The sequence below is a fragment of the Arcicella aquatica genome (genome assembly GCF_034928825.1).
Classification (GTDB): domain Bacteria; phylum Bacteroidota; class Bacteroidia; order Cytophagales; family Spirosomataceae; genus Arcicella; species Arcicella aquatica.
In genome coordinates this window covers 90,279-108,513 of record NZ_JAYFUL010000012.1, presented here as the reverse complement: position 1 = coordinate 108,513, position 18,235 = coordinate 90,279, and the positions used below count along the sequence as shown (strand labels likewise).

General features: G+C 34.8%; 8 protein-coding genes and 1 tRNA gene. 3 read left to right on the top strand and 6 right to left on the bottom strand.

Annotation, left to right across the window (positions count from 1 at the left end; translation table 11 throughout):
- Window positions 1-55 precede the first annotated feature (55 nt).
- From VB264_RS09865 to rpsA, 4 genes are all read right to left on the bottom strand, one after another.
- Window positions 56-3,136 carry a TAT-variant-translocated molybdopterin oxidoreductase gene (locus tag VB264_RS09865; protein WP_323248930.1) on the bottom strand — a complete coding sequence of 1,027 codons (3,081 nt, stop codon included), beginning with the start codon at window positions 3,134-3,136 and terminating at the stop codon, window positions 56-58.
- Window positions 3,137-3,205: 69 nt separating this feature from the next.
- Window positions 3,206-4,411, bottom strand: coding sequence for a cytochrome c3 family protein (locus tag VB264_RS09860; protein ID WP_323248928.1), 1,206 nt, complete (start codon window positions 4,409-4,411; stop codon window positions 3,206-3,208).
- Between the two features lie 685 nt (window positions 4,412-5,096).
- A tRNA-Cys gene (locus tag VB264_RS09855) sits at window positions 5,097-5,167 on the bottom strand.
- A gap of 220 nt (window positions 5,168-5,387) precedes the next feature.
- Window positions 5,388-7,205 carry a 30S ribosomal protein S1 gene (rpsA, locus tag VB264_RS09850; RefSeq protein WP_309914950.1) on the bottom strand — a complete coding sequence of 606 codons (1,818 nt, stop codon included), beginning with the start codon at window positions 7,203-7,205 and terminating at the stop codon, window positions 5,388-5,390.
- Between the two features lie 287 nt (window positions 7,206-7,492).
- Between rpsA and VB264_RS09845 the strand changes: the two genes are divergently transcribed.
- Window positions 7,493-12,856 (top strand): T9SS type A sorting domain-containing protein, encoded by a 5,364-nt coding sequence (locus tag VB264_RS09845; protein ID WP_323248926.1) that lies wholly within the window; start codon window positions 7,493-7,495, stop codon window positions 12,854-12,856.
- 56 nt (window positions 12,857-12,912) lie between these two features.
- Here VB264_RS09845 and VB264_RS09840 read toward each other — a convergent pair whose 3' ends face one another.
- Window positions 12,913-13,785 (bottom strand): inositol oxygenase family protein, encoded by an 873-nt coding sequence (locus VB264_RS09840; RefSeq protein ID WP_309914944.1) that lies wholly within the window; start codon window positions 13,783-13,785, stop codon window positions 12,913-12,915.
- Window positions 13,786-13,906: 121 nt separating this feature from the next.
- Window positions 13,907-15,529 (bottom strand): sodium/sugar symporter, encoded by a 1,623-nt coding sequence (locus tag VB264_RS09835; protein WP_323248923.1) that lies wholly within the window; start codon window positions 15,527-15,529, stop codon window positions 13,907-13,909.
- A gap of 169 nt (window positions 15,530-15,698) precedes the next feature.
- Here VB264_RS09835 and VB264_RS09830 point away from each other — a divergent pair, with 169 nt between their 5' ends.
- Window positions 15,699-16,673 carry a hypothetical protein gene (locus VB264_RS09830; protein WP_323248921.1) on the top strand — a complete coding sequence of 325 codons (975 nt, stop codon included), beginning with the start codon at window positions 15,699-15,701 and terminating at the stop codon, window positions 16,671-16,673.
- Between the two features lie 519 nt (window positions 16,674-17,192).
- The gene (locus VB264_RS09825; RefSeq protein WP_323248919.1) at window positions 17,193-18,176 is read left to right on the top strand and encodes a ribonucleoside-diphosphate reductase small subunit; all 984 of its coding nucleotides are present in this window, start codon (window positions 17,193-17,195) and stop codon (window positions 18,174-18,176) included.
- Window positions 18,177-18,235: the final 59 nt, after the last annotated feature.

Here is an 18,235-nt window from a genome sequence, read left to right as displayed (position 1 = left end):
TGAAGAGTAAAATCTATTTGTAAAATTACTCTTCAATGTATCATTCTCTACAATATTATGCGTGTTCTTTGTGTTCAGCCTTAGCCTCTTCTTTTTTAACTACTTCCTCCTTGTTACGGATTTTCACTAAATAAGAAATACTTGGCTTAACATTAATTTCTTCGATAACACCAAATGCACGGCCTTTACGTTCTACTGCTAATAATTTAGAGATTTCAGATGCTTCATCATTCATATCTCCAAAAGTAATGGCATTAGTAGGACAAGACTGAGAACAAGCAGTTTGGATTTCTCCATCTTTTGGTCTTCTCTTTTCTTTCTTCGCTTCTAATTTACCAGCTTGGATACGTTGAACACACATTGAGCATTTTTCCATAACACCACGTGAACGAACTGTTACGTCTGGGTTAATCACCATACGACCTAAATCGTTGTTGAAGTGGAAATCATACTCGTCTGTTTGGTAGTAACGGAACCAGTTGAAACGACGAACTTTATATGGACAGTTGTTAGCACAGTAACGTGTACCAATACAACGGTTATAAGTCATTTGATTAAGCCCTTCTGTAGAGTGAGTAGTTGCCAATACTGGACAAACTGTTTCACAAGGAGCATTATTACAGTGTTGACATAACATTGGTTGGAATACAACTTCTGGATTTTCAGAAGCATGTTCTAATCCTTTTACATCTTCAACGTCAGCATCAGAAGAATAATAACGGTCGATACGCATCCAGTGCATTTCACGACGGTTAATTACTTCTTCACGACCAACTACTGCAATGTTATTTTCTGCATTACATGAAACCACACAAGCTGAACAACCTGTACAAGTGTTCAAGTCAATGACCATCCCCCATGCGTGGTTATTATACTTATGACCATTCCATAATGTAATGTCCATTGCTGTTTTCTTACCTTCAGCTGTTGAAATTTCTGGTTTGAAACGTCCAGCTTCAACATTCTTTTTATAAGCACCTAAAACTGTTTCTTGTACAACAGCTTCACGAGCCATCACTGTGTTGTGAGTCTGAGTACGAGCAATTTTAGCTGTTTTACCAGTAGGTTTTACTTGTACATCGCCTGTATTAAAGTAAGCAATGTTTCCGTTAACTACTGATGTCAATGGATAAGCATTAACACCAACACCATCAGCTGATTTACCAGCTTTAGTACGGCCATATCCAATCGCAATCGCTACAGTATCATTTGCCTGACCAGGCTGAACAATAAATGGCAACACAACTGATTTACCATTTACTAGTACTTCCACTTCAAGCGTATCTAATTCTACTTCTTGCTCTAAAGCTAATTTTTTAGCAGTTGCTAAAGATACTGTTGCATAATTGCCCCAACATGCTTTAGATACTGGCTCAGGACATTCTTGAATCCAAGGGTTGTTTGCCTGTGAACCAGAACCCATGATTACTTTTTCGTAAACAGCCAATTCCATTTTGTCAGAAGTAGCTTTGTAGTTCTTAGCTACTGAAGCAGCGGCTTCTGCAATATTTACAACTGGTGTTGCAGCCGATACAGGAGAACCTATTTCGTAAACGCCATCATGTAATACTTTAGACCAAGCCACTTTTCCACCTAACGTACCTAACCAGCTATTTTCAAGATAAGTAGCATAGTCTCCATTCGATCCAGCCCAAGTTAAGAAGCTTGATTGTGCCTGACGCGTCTTGAAAATTGTTGAGATAGTTGGTTGAGTGAATGAGAAGTAACCTTTTTTAGGTTCTGAATCATTCCAAGACTCTAAGTAGTGAGAGTCAGGAGTGTTATATTTACAAAGCGAACCTGTTTCGTCTGCTCTGTCGTTCGTTGAAATCGTTAATCCAATTTTTGGCAATGCTTCTGCCAATTCCGCACCACGTGGGTGGTTATACACTGGGTTAGCATTGTAGAAAATTACCGCAGCAATTTGTCCAGCTTTAGCTTCAGAAATAAAATTATTCATTGCTACATCAGAACCTGAACGGTAACTTACTGGTGAACCAGCATCAATCGTTACGCCATAAGAACCTAATAAGCTGTTAATAGCTACAACAATTGATTGAACAGCAGGGTCATTAGAACCTGACACTACCAATGAAGCACCTTTAGTGGCTACTAAATCAGCAGCAGCTTTATCTAAATGGTCAATTTTTACGGCTGAAGTAGCAATCGTTGCAGCACCCAATTTAGATGCTACTGCATTATAAAGAGATGCTACTACTAAACCTTCTTGTGATGGTTTGTACGTTGCACGATAGTCAGCGTTAGCACCAGTCATCGACATAATTGTTTCAAACTGATAATGACGAGACATTTCTTTGTTACCACCTTCAGCAGAGCTTACTCTACGAGTTTTAGCCCATTGTTCTGAAAACTCATCACCTGACAACCAAGTTCCTAAGAAATCAGCACCAATAGAAACGATCGTTTTTGCTTTACTAAAATCAAAACTTGGAGCAACACCACCATTCGCTTGTACTAACCCTGCTAATGATTTAGCATCGTAAGTAACTAATTGAGTAGTAGGATATTTTGCAATAAATTCAGCAATTACTTTTTTAGTAGTTGGAGATAAAATTGTATTCGATACAATTCTAATCTGACCACCTTTAGCCGCTACTTTCGTAAGCTCAGCTATAATTTCTTTATCTGCTACTTTCCAGTCTGCACCAGCACCTGCTATTAAAGCTCCTTTTAATTTCTCGTTATCATAAAGGCTCAAAACAGAAGCATGAATACGAGCAGAAATACCTTTTGTAAGAGATGACTGAGGGTTTACTTCAATTTTGATAGGACGACCTTCACGTGTTTTTACTAAAACAGAAGCATAGTCACCTCCATCAGTAAAAGTAGATGCATACCAGTTGGCAATAGTAGGTTCTACATCTTCAGGTTTGTTCAAATAAGGAATAGTTTTTTTCACTGGCGCTTCACAAGCTGCCAAAGTAACTGCTGATACTCCAAAACCAAGTACTTTTAAAAAGTCACGGCGATTGGTATTTGTACCATCAATAATAGCTTTTCCTTTTTCATCTGTTGTAGGGGCATCTCCAAATTCACGATGAGCATATTTTACAAAATCTGCTTCATTTGTTAATTCCTCAATCCCTCTCCAATATCGTTTTGTATTATTTTCCATATATGTAATATGTATAACGAAATATCTTGATTATAAACTTAAAATGTCAGTAATGAAAAATCATTATGATTAATAATGACATTTAGAACACTCTAAACCTCCGATGTTCTGAACTTTCAAAGGCTCTTTGTTAGTTTTATTATGTAATTCTACTAGCTTGTCGTAGTAAGCGTTGTCTTTCGTATTTACTTCTGTCTTTCTGTGACAGTCGATACACCAACCCATTGTCAATGATGAACGTTGTTCTACCACTTCCATTTTGTTGATTTCACCATGACAGCTCTTACATTCTAAACCACCAACGTTTGTATGTTGAGAGTGGTTGAAGTATGCTAAATCTGGCAAGTTGTGAACTCTAACCCATTGGATAGGCTCGTCGTTTTCTAAAGAACGATAGATTTTCTGAATTTCAGGAGATTCACGTTTGATAGTATTGTGGCAGTTCATACAAATGTTTGCAGAAGGAATGTTGGCACCTTTTCCTTTATAAACACCTGTGTGACAGTAGTTACAGTTGATTTCGTACTGCCCAGCATGCAATTTGTGAGAGAATTGAATAGGTTGTTCTGGGGCATATCCTTGGTGAACACCTACACCATAAGCAGTATCGATAGTTGCTTTACCAATCAAAAGAGTAATCAATAATGCAGCTCCTGTTTTGAATGCACTGTTACCTGCCAACTTTTTTCCGTTTTCAGCAATTTTCTGGAAAAAAGGTACATTTTTAGCAGTATCAGATTCAGGATCAATTGTTGCTAATTTTGTAAGAGAAGAAACTACTGATAATAATGCTACTAAAACAAGAATCATTACACCCAACAATGCGATAAGGATGTATTCCATCATACCACCATTTGAAGAACCTTCCGCCGCTGGTGCGCCTGCTACTGGAGTTGCACCTGCTACAGGAGCAGCTGGAGCCGCTTGAGCATCAATGTAAGCAATAACACTTTTGATTTGAGCTTCAGAATAGTTTGGATAAGGAGTCATCTGAGCTTGATTGAACTTCTTATAAAGTTCGTTAGCATATTTATCGCCAGAAGCAATAACTGCCTGAGGGTTGTGTACCCATTTTACAATCCAGTCCAGAGGTCTTCTATCGCTAATTCCTTTCAAGCCCGGACCTACTAAGGTCTCATCGCTTGTATTGTGACAAGCAGCACAGTTGTTTTTGAAAATTTGTTCACCCTCGGCTACGTCTTGTGCGTTAACATTCACAGTTGCGGCGAAGAAGCCTAAAACTGCCGTTAGTGCAACAATTTTCAAGCGTTTCATGGTTATCATAATCGTTTTATAACAGAACATTTATATAAAAGTACAAGATTTAATTCAATTTCTTCAATTATCTAAACTCGACTACTCCTCTAGAAATTAGAGGAACAAAATTATTTTTTTCAGCAAAATTACTATTTAGACACTTTTGCGGGTCACAAAAGTACAATTGGATTATTTATGAACCAATTAATTTAATGTGCATTTTTTGCAAATTTCGTATCGCTAATACCAATTTAGAATCTTTCTAATCAAGGTATCATTTTCCCTCTTTTTCTTGATTGAAATTTACTTTGATTCGTTTGTACAATATCAAGACCGCTCTACGCTATAAATTAACCGCTCATAAAGGTACTAAAGAATTAAATTTTTGCAGTATGAAAACAATATTTAGATTGATTTTACATAACATTATATCAAGTAAATTTTCAATTATTAAAAATAAAAGACTGAACATTTGTTAAGTTTCCAGTAGAGCAAAAGAGATGTTAAGCGATAGTAAAGTTATTAAATAATTTATTTAGTAGGAAGGCGCTCTTTAAGATTTCTAACATAACGCCAATAGTCTCCTAAAACAGCTTAAACAATGTCATATTGTTTAGAACGAAAGAGTCATAAAACAAAAAAGTCTTTCAACAGTTGTTGAAAGACTTTTTTGTTTTTCCCTGAGTTATCAGATGTAACTCTGAGGTCTCGAGCGGATTCGAACCGCTGTGGAAGCTTTTGCAGAGCTCTGCCTAGCCACTCGGCCACAAGACCATTTGATTGGAGTGCAAAATTAACAGAAAAATATTTAAAACAAAAGAGTATGTCATATTTATTCTTCAATCTTTTTATAAATAGGTGAGAATATGCTTAATTTCCTCAATAAAATCATGTTATATCAACAAGAAATTACTTGATATATTTCAAATAAAAAGCGTTCTGAAAATCCTAAGACTTCCAGAACGCTTTTTAAATTTATACTATCAAGAAATTGTTATTCAGCTGTATTAGCTTTTTTATCTAATTTCTTTTTTGCCTCTTCACGAGCTGAATCTTCCATTTGAGCTTTCAATGCTGAAAGAGCATCTAAATCACCTAACGTAGATTTTTCAGTGTTATCAGCTAATTTCTGAACGTCTTTAGCTGTTTTCTTTTTCTCTTCTACTACCGCTTCTTCTTTCGCATCGTTGTATACTCTTACGTGAGAAAGAACAATTTTACGGTCTTCTTTTTGGAATTCAATTACTTTGAAATCTAATTGCTCACCTACTTCAGCGATTGAACCATCTTCTTTAGTCAACTGCTTCAATGGAGCGAATCCTTCGATTCCGTAAGGTAACTCTAAAGTAGCTCCTTTATCATTCTTCGCAACGATTGTAGATTTGTGTACTGAACCTACTGTGAAGATTGATTCGAAAGTATCCCAAGGGTTTTCTTCCAATTGTTTGTGTCCTAAAGCAAGACGACGGTTTTCAGCGTCTAATTCAAGCACGATAACATCTAATTTTTCGCCAACTTTAACGAATTCAGATGGGTGTTTGATTTTCTTAGTCCAAGACAAGTCAGATACGTGAACTAAACCATCAATACCTTCTTCTAATTCAAGGAATAAACCGAAGTTTGTTAAGTTACGAACAGTTCCAGTATGTTTAGAACCAATAGCATAACGAGCTAACAAATCTTGTTTAGTCCAAGGATCTTCAGTCAATTGTTTGATACCTAATGACATTTTGCGTTCTGCACGGTCAAGTGTTAACACAACTGCTTCGATATTATCACCAACTTTCAAGAAATCTTGTGGGTTACGCAAGTGCTGAGACCAAGACATTTCCGAAACGTGGATTAAGCCTTCAACGCCTTGAGTAATTTCTAAGAATGCACCGTAATCAGCAACATTTACAACTTTACCTTTTACTTTAGAACCAACTTCAGTAGTTTCTGCTAAAGCATCCCAAGGGTGAGCTTGTAATTGTTTCATACCCAATGAAATACGTTTTTTGTTTTCATCGAAGTCCAAAACAACCACTTGGATTTTTTGGTCAAGTTTAAGCATTTCTTGTGGGTGGTTGATACGACCCCATGAAATGTCTGTAATGTGAAGTAAACCATCTACACCACCTAAGTCGATGAACACACCGAAGTTAGTCATGTTTTTGATTACACCTTCAAGTACTTGTCCTTTTTCAAGGTTAGTCAAGATAGACTGGCGTTGTTGCTCAAGGTCTTTCTCAATTAATACTTTATGAGATACAACTACGTTATCGTTAGCGTGGTTAATTTTAACCACTTTCACTTCCATTTTCTTTCCTACAAAGATGTCGAAGTCACGGATTGGTTTCACATCAATTTGTGAACCTGGTAAGAATGCTTCTACACCATAGATATCCACGATCAAACCACCTTTAGTACGACGTTTCACGAAACCATCAATAACGATGTCTTGTTCAAGAGCATCTTCGATGTTTTTCCATGCAGTCATTACTTTAGCTAATTTACGAGAAAGAATCAATTGACCTGATTTGTCTTCTTGGTTTTCTACATAAACATCTACTACATCACCTACTTTCAAATCAGGCATATCTCTGAATTCAGAGGTTGGTACAAGACCATCTGATTTGAAACCAATATTCAAGATAATTTCACGGTCAGTAATCCCTACGACTGTTCCTTTTACTACTTGTTTCTCAGTAACTAAATTTAAAGTTTCCTCGATTAGAGCCTCCATTTGAGCTCTTTGCTCAGCAGAATAACCTCCACCGATACCTTTTGTGCCGACTAAATCCCAGTCGAAATCTGCTAATTGGTTAGCCATGTGTTTGATTAAAAGCCCTTTGTACATCATCGCCACGGGCAAAATGCGAAGAAATTAAGTTAAATCCCCTAAAAGTGTTACTTTACGGGGGTGCAAAGATAGAAAAAAATTGTAATGATTTGATAATGAGGAGGAAAAATATTTTTTTGATACTTAAGTTTTAAATCCTACACAAAATCTGATTACTAAAAATTTATAAAAGCAATTATTTATTAATTCTTTAATTTCAAAGCTATCTTTCTTTCTGTTTTATTTGTAAAAAAATAAACATAAACAATTGCCTACACATGAAGCATTTCTACTTACTCATTGCACTATTATTTTGTATCAATTACACTACATTTAGCCAACAGGTATCCTCTAATTCCCCTATTTGTTTAGGTAATACCCTAGAACTTAAAGCAAGTGGTGGAAAAACATTTGTATGGAAAGGTCCGAATGGTTTTACGTCAAATCAGCAAAATCCTATTATTGAAAAACCAACAACTGACAATAGTGGTAATTATAAAGTTACCATTGATGGGCTTACGACATTATCTATTGATGTAGCTGTCGGGAAAACCCCTTTTAGTCAACAGGTTATTTATAATAATGTTGTAGGAAATAGTCTTTTTCTATCTACATACGCTTCAGGAGCTAATGAGTTGTCTTTTAAGTATTTATGGTCTGGTCCAGATAATTTTACTTCAGAAGTAGCCTTTGCAAGCATTAACGGATTCGATAAAAAAAATCAAGGTAAATACACTGCAAAAATGACTGATGTATTTGGATGTACATCAGAGGCATCAACAATTGTAACTTTCAACACCCCTGAATGTCCATATTCAGTAAAATTATATGTTGAATCTGGCAATAATAAATCTTTCTACTACTCTGATAATGGCAATACTGTTTACCCTATAAACATTTGTAAAGAAACACCAACAAATTTAAGGTTGGATACAACATACTTTGGAAAATGTAAAGTACAATGGTATAAAAATAATCAATTATTAACTGGAGCAAATGGAGTAAATTTACAAATCACGGAAGAAGCTATCTATCAGGCTAAAATCACTAACTCAACCTGTGAATATCAAAGTCCAAAACTACAAGTACTTATTAAAACTACACCTAATATTACAATCTACTCAAGTGCTAATGAAAGCCAAATTGCCATTTGTAGAAATGGAGGAGAGGCTTGGTTATCAGCTCAGCCTGAATATTTGATAACTGACAGCTATAGTTATCAATGGCTGAAAAATGATGAAATCATAAAAGATGCTACGAATTATAATTATTTGGCAAAAGAAGAAGGGGAATATAAAGTTATTGGGAAAACAGGTTTATGCATAGGGGTATCTTCTCCTATTAAAATTGTCAGTACAGATAAGATATTTGCAAAATTATCTTTTTGGGCAAATGCTTATGGTAGTTCATCTGGAGTAATGTCAGATATGTCTGAAATAAAAGAATTGAAAGTTTGTACAATTAATTCCATCAATTTTAATCTAATTTCAGCATCTATTGGAAATCAGGATTTGTATTTAAATGGTAAACTATACGGCTCAAATAGTAGTAACTATACAGTCACTCAAAGTGGTACTTATAAATTAAAAGTAAAACAAGGACAATGTACTGCTGAAGACAGTGTAAAAATAACAATGGGGAAAACCTTTACTATCCCATTATATCAAAGTGTCATGCTTCCTTATTATAACGGAACAACGTTTATTAATACTTATTACTATCCAGATTATAATTATTCAGCTTCTTTGTCATACAATAATTTCAAGTGGTATAAGGATAATCAAGTTTACGCCAATCAATCAACTCTTACACCTCTTATTGCAGGAAGTTATCAATTAAAATACTTAGATAACCAAACCGATTGCGTTGGAGAATCAAGAATTATTAAAATTGATAAACCATTTGTAATTCAACCATTTACAATCAATAGTCCTAAAACTATTATTCTCTGTGAAGGTAGTTCAAGAACTTTAAATCCCAACATTTGCTATAATAATCAAATAGTTTGGAAAAAAGATGGGAAAAAACTAACTAAGCTTAGTAGTGGTTGTGATATTACAGTTAATGAAGCGGGAAAGTACTGGTATGAATTTACCCAAGATTCTTATACCTATTATTCAGATACTATTGAAGTGAAAATTGAAAAAGGGGCTAGTGTATCAGTAAAAGATTCATGTTTAGCAAATAATACATTTTCGTTAAATGCAAATACAATTGTGGACGGAAAATATCAGTGGTATCGAGATAAACAGTTAATAAAAGATGCTACGACCAATACGCTCAATACAACTCAATATGGAAATTACTATTTACAGGTAATTAAAAATAATTGTATCAATTTGTCTAAGGAAATTATAGTAGGAATTTTAATTCCTACAACACAAAGTGTTTGCAAGAGTGATTCTATTCTTTTCTCTACTAAAGGTAACCTTAAAAATGTAGAATGGACTGGTCCTAATAATTTTAACGCTAAGATACAAAATCCTAAAATACCTAAATCAACAACAGCAATGTCTGGTATTTATACCTTAAAAGGGGAAACTACTAGTGGCTGTGCTGTTTCTGCACAAAGCCGTGTGATAGTGAAGGAACTGCCAACAATGAATCTCTCAAAAACATTATTGGCATGTGAAGGCTCTGACTTTGAGTTCCCTCGTCCAATATCAATTTTAACCGATAGCACCGAAACAGCTGATTATTTTACCATTACTTATCCTAATGGTACTCAATTTAAAATTGAGTCATATAGTTCGGCCTTTTTACCTTTATTTAAAAATATTTCTTCCAAAAATGCAGGTACTTATAAAGTTGAAGGCTTTGCGACTAACGGTGGATGCTCTGTAACAGGTACAACACAATTATCAGTTATAAATTCTGCTGATTGTAGAAGTATTTCACTTAGAAATATTAATCCGAGTTATTTAACAACCGGAGTCTGTACAAATAGTGAACTTGAAATTCCTTTTAACACAACGGGGATTTTCCCTGTTGGAACAAAGTTTAAAGTAATTACCAACGAGAATATTGTATTAGGAGAAGGCACAACAAGTCCTATTAAAATTAAAGCCCCGCAATCTTTTAGCTATTTCTATATTAAAGTCATTACTGAGGATAAGACTGTAAGTTCACTTCAATACAGAATTATTTTAAAATCGTATTCTTTTGATTATGAAAGAATAAGTGATAGGCTATACAATGCATTAGATTACTCCTCCAATGATATAATTGCATGTGATAGTGCACATATTCTTTCTTCTTATAATTCCGATTTTAAAAATTTCCAATGGTATAGAAACAATATAATAATTCCCAATGTCGATACATACAACCTACAAGCTAAACAAAGTGGGAGTTATACACTAAAGTTTGAAACAAAACTTGGATGTATTTGGGAAACAAAACCAATTCAGGTAACTCTTGGGCAATTCCCAAAACTAATAATAAGCGGGAAAAACCAACTTTTATGTGGAGAAGAAACGACAGCCATTAATATAAACTCCTCTGCTGGGAATATTACTTGGAAAAGAGATGGAATAATACTTGCAGGTAAAAACTTTAGTAATCTTAATGTAAATCAGGAAGGTAAATACGTAGCCACCATTCAAAAGAACCAATGTCTGGCTATTTCAGATACTTTAGAAATTACCAATAGCACTAGTAATAAGTTAAAAACAAAAATTATGTATAATTATTCAACTGTTGGCTGTTCCAAATTTAAAGCTGATTTATACGCTAAAAGTGACTATTCGAGTAGAAAACTAAACTACCAATGGTTCAAAAATGGCATTGAAATTCCTAATAATAATGATAGTCTTTTAAGCGTAACTGAAAATGGAAAGTATTCTGTTAAAATAAGCAATGGTACATGTGAGGGGTTTTCGGAAGAAATAGTTATTAAAAACTCTTCTATTCAAAACGCAAGCTACTATAATAATACTAATACCAATATAGAAAAAGAAATTTGCGAAGGATCAAATATTATATTAAATCTTAACAATTATTTACCTACTACAATATCGAGTAAATCTACTGGAGATTCTGCTACAACTAATTACAATCTTGTTAAAAATACAATCTATTGGTATCGAGATGGTAAGCAAATCAATGATATAGAATCTCCATCAACATCGGGTAATATTTATACAAAAAAGGGTGATGATTACATTTCTTTTTACTCTGAAAATGGTAAACATATTAACTTTGCTAATTTCTCAAGCAAAACGTCAGGAAAATATTATACAGTTATCAAAGCTCTATACGAAAATGGACAAGAATGTCAATCATCAACTGACACTGTTGACATTAAGTTTAGTAAGCGAGTACAACTTGAAAATGATTATAGTTATGATAAAAATTTAAAATATATACCTATTGCTAGTTGTCAAGATTCTGTAACATTTAGAGGAAATACCAACTCAATTTCTGCAAACAGTTATGATGGCCCTGTGAATAATCAAAGAGCCATTGGATATACTTGGAAAAAAGATGGGCAAATTATTAAATCATTAAACAAAAATGAAACAGATCAAACCATCACAACTAACCTAGAAGGTACTTATGTGTTAGAAACCCAATACAAAGGTGGATGTGTTTCTCTATCGCAACCTTATAAAGTATCATTACGTAAATTAGCAGTTCTTATGGATAGTCAAACTGCCTATGACAATAACATTTGTGAGGGGAACAATATTATTTTGACTGGTATTGCCGCAAGTAATATTATTGATACTAATAAAGTAACCTACAAATGGCTCAAAGATGGTATTGCTTTTAGTAATTTATCTTCTATTACCGCAAGAAATGCTGGTGCATATCAACTAAAAGCAACCCAAGGCAAATGTGAAGGAATATCTCCTACTGTGAATATAAATTTCGTTAAAATCCCAACTAGCATTACCCCAAAAGATTCTATTACTTTCTGCGATAACACTACTGTTAATCTTATTGCTAGTAACGAAAGTGGCTTAAAATATCAATGGGAATTAAATAATGTAGGAATCAAAGACGCTAATACATCCACCTTAAAAACTAATAGCTCAGGAATTTACAGGGCTTTGCTCAGAAAAGGTGAATGTTGGGATTATTCTGCTAATGTAAAGACCGTTGCTCTTCCTACTATTTTGCCTAAAGCTACGCTGTCGGGTAATCAAAACATTGATTATGACAAGGAAGCTAAAATAGCTGTCAATTTCAACTCCTATGCTCCGTGGACTTTTAAATTATCGGATGGACAAGCATTTACGGCTACTACCTCGCCTTTTGAAGTCACCGTAAAACCACAATTTACTACTACTTATACCATTAGCGAAGTGAAAAATCTTTGTGGAATTGGTACAACAGAAGGCTCTGCTAAAATAGAAGTGCTTGTTTTGGCTAACGATATTGAGAAAAATATCAATGTAGAGGTGTATCCTATTCCTACTGCCGAAATTTGTAACTGGAAAGTAAATACTGATAAACCAGAAAAAGTATATCTAACCCTTTATGATATAAGCGGTCAGATATTATTAGAACAAGTTTCTGATAAAAATACTCAAAGCCATTCAGGAGCGATTGACTTTTCTAAAATTAATACTGGTACTTATTTCTTAAAAATTGATGTTGGTAACAAAAACATTACTCGAAAAATCATTAAGTATTAATCATTATCCTTAACAATACAAAAGCCATCCAGAAATCTGGATGGCTTTTGTATTGATTAAAACTTCAAGTTAGCTGGTAAATATTTTTTTACTAACTCTTTGTAATATGGTTTCAAGGCTTCTGTATCTGGAGGTACAGGAAGTTTTGAATACAAATCATAAGGGTTGAATTTCTTTACCCATTCAAACATTTCATGGTCATGTTCATCCATCAAATGCTCGTAAGCGTTTTCACGGTGTTGTGAATAAAATGAGTGATAGCGAATCATGTACAAGGCTGGCTCTGGCAAATTATCTTTAACCATTTGGTATAGATATTCATCATGTCCCCACGACATATCGACATTTCTTAAACCACAATTCGGTGAATAAACACCATATTTAGTATTAAAACGCTCGTCGTGAGCATCTGGATTAGCTTCAAAATATTCTGAATAAACAATTTTATCTGAATGTTTACACCCTACAGGGAAAGTATCACCTACTACTGCCCATTGTGGTTCACCAAATAGGCAAAGTACTTTACCCATATCGTGCAATAAGCCCGTCAATACAAACCAATCTGGATGACCGTCTGCACGGATAGCCTCAGAGGTTTGTAATAAATGTTGCCATTGGTCTAATGAAGTATCAGGGTCAGAATCGTCTACCAACGAGTTTAAGAAATCAAAGGCATCCCAAATAGGCATTTCTTTTTTATCGAATTTCAAGAACTCAGCCTGTTTTTGCTTGACAAAGTCATAAGTTTGGTACTTATGATTCAAACGATAGAACTCCCGAACGGTATCTCTCTCGGGGTTGTCGTAGTTACGATACTCTTCTTTTGTCTTTGTAAAGGTAGTATCTTCTTCGGGATAACGCTGTAAAACATCGTCTTCCCATACATCCAAGCTCGCTAAGGGAGCGATTTCTTTTTCTGAAAATTCCATGAGACCAAACTGATTAAATGGTATAAATGAATGATATTGAATATTAGATAATTGTACTTAAAAATTGTATTATCAAAAGTATAAATTTTATTGCATACTTTTGATACAATAGGTTTTGATTTTACCAAAACACGGTATAAAGTGCTGCTAAAACGCCACAAATCAGCATTGAAATAACTACAAAAGAACTAGATACCTTAAACATACTCGTATCTACTTCAAACCCTTTTGTTTCCTTCTTCTTTCTGTCTTCTATCAACGAAATGGTTATCATCAAAATTACTAAAATCAGATATACCCATAACGTTCTATCTAGAAAAGGAATAGGGTCTGTATGCATCCAATTTGGTAATATTTTGAATAGTAACGAGAGTGGTAAAGTCAATACTGCGGCAATAATGGCTGCATTTGAAGTAGTCTTTTTCCAGAACAAACCCAGCGAAAATAATGCAAAAGCTCCGGGAGTAATATAGTTTGAATATTCCTGAATAAACTGATATGCCTGTTCGAGGTGGCGAAGCTGTGGCGTAACAATCAATGCAATAGCAAAGGAAACCCAAACGGCGTATCTGCCTATTAAAACGGTTTGTCTTTCGGTAGCATCTTTCTTTAATATCTTTTTATAAATATCCAAACTAAAAATCGTAGCGATACTATTACACTTGCTAGCCAAAGATGCTACAATGGCGGCAGTAAGGGCTGCGAAAGCCAAGCCTTTTAAACCTTGTGGCAATAAGTTCATCAATGACGGGTAGGCATGGTCGGGCTTTACGACACCGTGTAAATCTACCATTTCTTGTTGTAAAGAACCATTATTGTATAATACATAGGCTGCTATACCCGGAATAACACAAATTAGTGGAATCAACAGTTTTAAGAAAGCTGCAAAAATAATTCCACTTCTTGCCGTTTTTAAGTCTGCCCCCAAGGCTCTTTGAACGATGTATTGATTACATCCCCAATAATTAAGGTTGTTAATCCACATCCCTCCTATCAGAATAGACAATCCAGGTAATTCGTAATAATGCTTGTCGCCTTTTGAGAAAATCATGTGGAAATGGTCATCAGCTTTTGTTTTGAGTAAAGACAAACCATCAAAAACACCTTCTCCGCCAAACTTATCCGAGACCATATTGAGGGCTAAATACGTCGTGGCCAACCCTCCCAAAATCAATACTACTACTTGGATAACGTCTGTATAGCCAATCACCTTCATCCCTCCCAACGTAATGAGAATAGCAAAAATAGATAACGCACCCATACAGTATTCAAATTTTACACCTGTAATGGTTTCTAAAGCCAATGAGCCCAAGTATAATATAGAAGTAAGGTTAATAAACACATACAGCAAAAGCCAAAACACTGCCATGATTGTTGCTACGGTATCGTTGTATCGTAAAGACAATAATTGAGGCATGGTGTAAATCTTATTCTTTAGATAGATTGGAATAAAAAACACTGCTACAATGATGAGCGTAGCGGCTGACATCCATTCATACGAAGAAATAGCTAAGCCAATAGCAAAGCCCGAACCCGACATCCCGATAAAATGCTCTGCTGAAATATTAGAAGCAATCAATGATGCTCCGATAGCCCACCAAGTGAGCGACCCTTCGGCTAAGAAAAACCCTTGGGTTGTGGTGTTTTTAGTTTTGTCTCGTTGAAATACCCAATAGCCATACGAAGCAACAAGGATTAAATAAAGTGAAAATACGACGTAGTCGAGCTGTTGAAGGCTATTCATATTAAATGGATAAATCTAATAAATTCTAAGATATATCTAAAAGTATATATTTTTATTTTTTACTCATTTTAAGGAATATTTATATAAATTGGTTTGTATCCTGAATAGGATTCCCTCATAAATACTTTCTAATTGAATAAGTCGTTTACTAGCATATTAACATTGCTCCATGATGCTTTATAAAAACGCTTCCATATTATTTCTGGCTTTTGTAGTTGGCTTATGCTCAAAAAGTGTCGCTCAAACGCCGTCTTTGAGTCAACTGTTTTACCCAAATATTACTTTACGCGCTGAGTTTATGCCTGAAACTTCTTTGTCTAACGGACAAAGGTTTGGGTTTAATAGAACAACAGCAGTAGGAGTTATGCCATTGAGCACAGAAATTCAGGCGGGGATTGGTTTTGGTAAAAAAGCAGATATTCAAGCAAAGCATTCTTTATTAATTGCGAACCTTGCACAAATAAATACAACGATTGATGGCAAAGACCAGCCCGATGGTGGCTACAAAACCTTAGGGGTAACTTATGTACAGTTGAAAGCTAGCTTACGTGAAAAACTGTGGGTATATGCTGTAGGTGGAGGTATCACACAAACCAATGAAACTTTCTTGAATCCGCAACCTTATTTTTATGGTGGTGCTGCCCGACTACGGATTTTGGGTTTACGGACTCAGATTCTTTATGGAACTGCCATTATCTATAATCAGAAGTTTAGAATTATTCCTGTATTTGGTTTTACAAAAGCACTCGGCGATGACTGGAAGGTTTCGGGTATATTGCCATTTAGGGCTAGCTTAGGGTATAAAGCAAAACCTTGGCTTCATCTGGATTTCAACAGTGTCTATGATGGATACAGTGCTGGTTATCAAGAATATAATGTCCCAGAAAAGATGATTCGTCGCCAAAACTATCAACAGGTTAGGTTTACATTATCGGCCAATGCTCATGTATTAAATGTTTTCAACGTTGGAGTAGAGGGTGGATTAACTGCTTTCCGAAAAGTAAAGACGTTTAATTCAGCCAATGAAAATTTAAGCACTTCTAGTTTGCCTGTAGCTCCTTATCTTGGCTTAAGTATAAGATATATTACCAGTAAATCTAAGGTTTCATCAAAATTTTTGAAAAGTACTGGCATAGATTTTTAATACTATTCTGTAACATTCTGATAGACAATACTATCAATTAATCCTAACAAATAAATACTTTATAGTATTTAAATAGCGATTTTAAGGGCTGAATAATATTTCTAAAAATTCAATAATATTTCTTAGTTATTGAGCTAAAACCTTTCTAAATTTGAAAAAGATAGCTCGGCACTCATATCGGCTTGAAGCTTCTAGTGAATTGTATTTTGTACCTGCCTAATAGCCCACTAAAATTTTTATCTGATTAATTTTACACATTAAGCGTTCGTCTTGCAAAAAGGAGTGCTTATCAAAAACAGCAGATTTTTTCCTGAAAAATATAACTTCCTAACTACTTTTGATGTTGCGGTAAGTAGAGATTAGCATAATTAAAGCTTAAAGCTTTGGGTTAATAGGTGTGAAAGACACTTAGTGGCTGACGTCCAATAATTTTAAATATTACCATAGAAAAACAAAGATTTTATATAAAAAGAATTGTTCAGTTCCTGAATTGCTGAACAAAAAATTCCCTTAAAAACCATGACAAACATTACGCAAATAGAGCCCCTTTTAGTTGAAGATCCAAACCGCTTTGTATTGTTTCCTATTAAGCAAAATGATATTTGGCAATTCTATAAAAAAGCGGAAGCTTCTTTTTGGACTGCCGAAGAAATAGACCTTCAACAAGATTTAGCAGACTGGGAACATCGTTTAAATGATGGAGAAAGACATTTCATATCCCACGTATTGGCATTTTTTGCTGCTTCAGACGGTATCGTAAACGAAAATCTTGCAGTAAACTTCCTTTCTGAAGTACAATACGCAGAGGCTAAATGTTTCTATGGATTTCAGATTATGATGGAAAATATTCACTCTGAAACGTACTCATTGTTGATTGATACATATATTAAAAATCCTGTAGAGAAAGATAAAATGTTGCGTGCTGTGGATACTATTCCATGCGTAAAGAAAAAAGCAGACTGGGCATTGCGTTGGATTAACGATGGCAACTTTGCTGAGCGTTTAATTGCTTTTGCTGCGGTAGAAGGCATCTTCTTCTCGGGTTCTTTCTGTTCAATTTTCTGGTTGAAAAAACGTGGTTTAATGCCAGGCTTATCGTTCTCGAACGAATTGATTTCAAGAGACGAAGGTCTTCACTGCGACTTTGCTTGTTTGCTTTATACCGAACATATCAAAAATCAATTAGAGCCAGATTCAGTCTACAAAATTATCATGGATGCGGTTGCTATTGAAAAAGAATTTGTAACGGATGCGTTGCCAGTTTCATTGATAGGAATGAATGCTGAATTGATGTGTCAATACATCGAATTCGTAGCCGACCGTCTATTATTGGCTTTGGGCTTACAGAAAAAATATAATGCTACGAATCCTTTCGATTTTATGGAGATGATTTCATTACAAGGCAAAACAAACTTCTTTGAAAAAAGAGTGGCAGAATATCAAAAATCTGGCGTCATGTCTGAAAAAGAATCGATGTCATTTTCTTTGGATGAGGACTTTTAGTCAATTATAGCTAGCATTAACGACAAAGCCCTCAAACATTCATTGTATTGAGGGCTTTT

Bases quoted from the DNA above. Each gene is read 5' to 3' on its own strand.
- VB264_RS09865 (WP_323248930.1), bottom strand. From the start codon at position 3,136: ATGGAAAATAATACAAAACGATATTGGAGAGGGATTGAGGAATTAACA.
- VB264_RS09860 (WP_323248928.1), bottom strand. From the start codon at position 4,411: ATGAAACGCTTGAAAATTGTTGCACTAACGGCAGTTTTAGGCTTCTTC.
- rpsA (WP_309914950.1), bottom strand. From the start codon at position 7,205: ATGGCTAACCAATTAGCAGATTTCGACTGGGATTTAGTCGGCACAAAA.
- VB264_RS09845 (WP_323248926.1), top strand. From the start codon at position 7,493: ATGAAGCATTTCTACTTACTCATTGCACTATTATTTTGTATCAATTAC.
- VB264_RS09840 (WP_309914944.1), bottom strand. From the start codon at position 13,785: ATGGAATTTTCAGAAAAAGAAATCGCTCCCTTAGCGAGCTTGGATGTA.
- VB264_RS09835 (WP_323248923.1), bottom strand. From the start codon at position 15,529: ATGAATAGCCTTCAACAGCTCGACTACGTCGTATTTTCACTTTATTTA.
- VB264_RS09830 (WP_323248921.1), top strand. From the start codon at position 15,699: ATGATGCTTTATAAAAACGCTTCCATATTATTTCTGGCTTTTGTAGTT.
- VB264_RS09825 (WP_323248919.1), top strand. From the start codon at position 17,193: ATGACAAACATTACGCAAATAGAGCCCCTTTTAGTTGAAGATCCAAAC.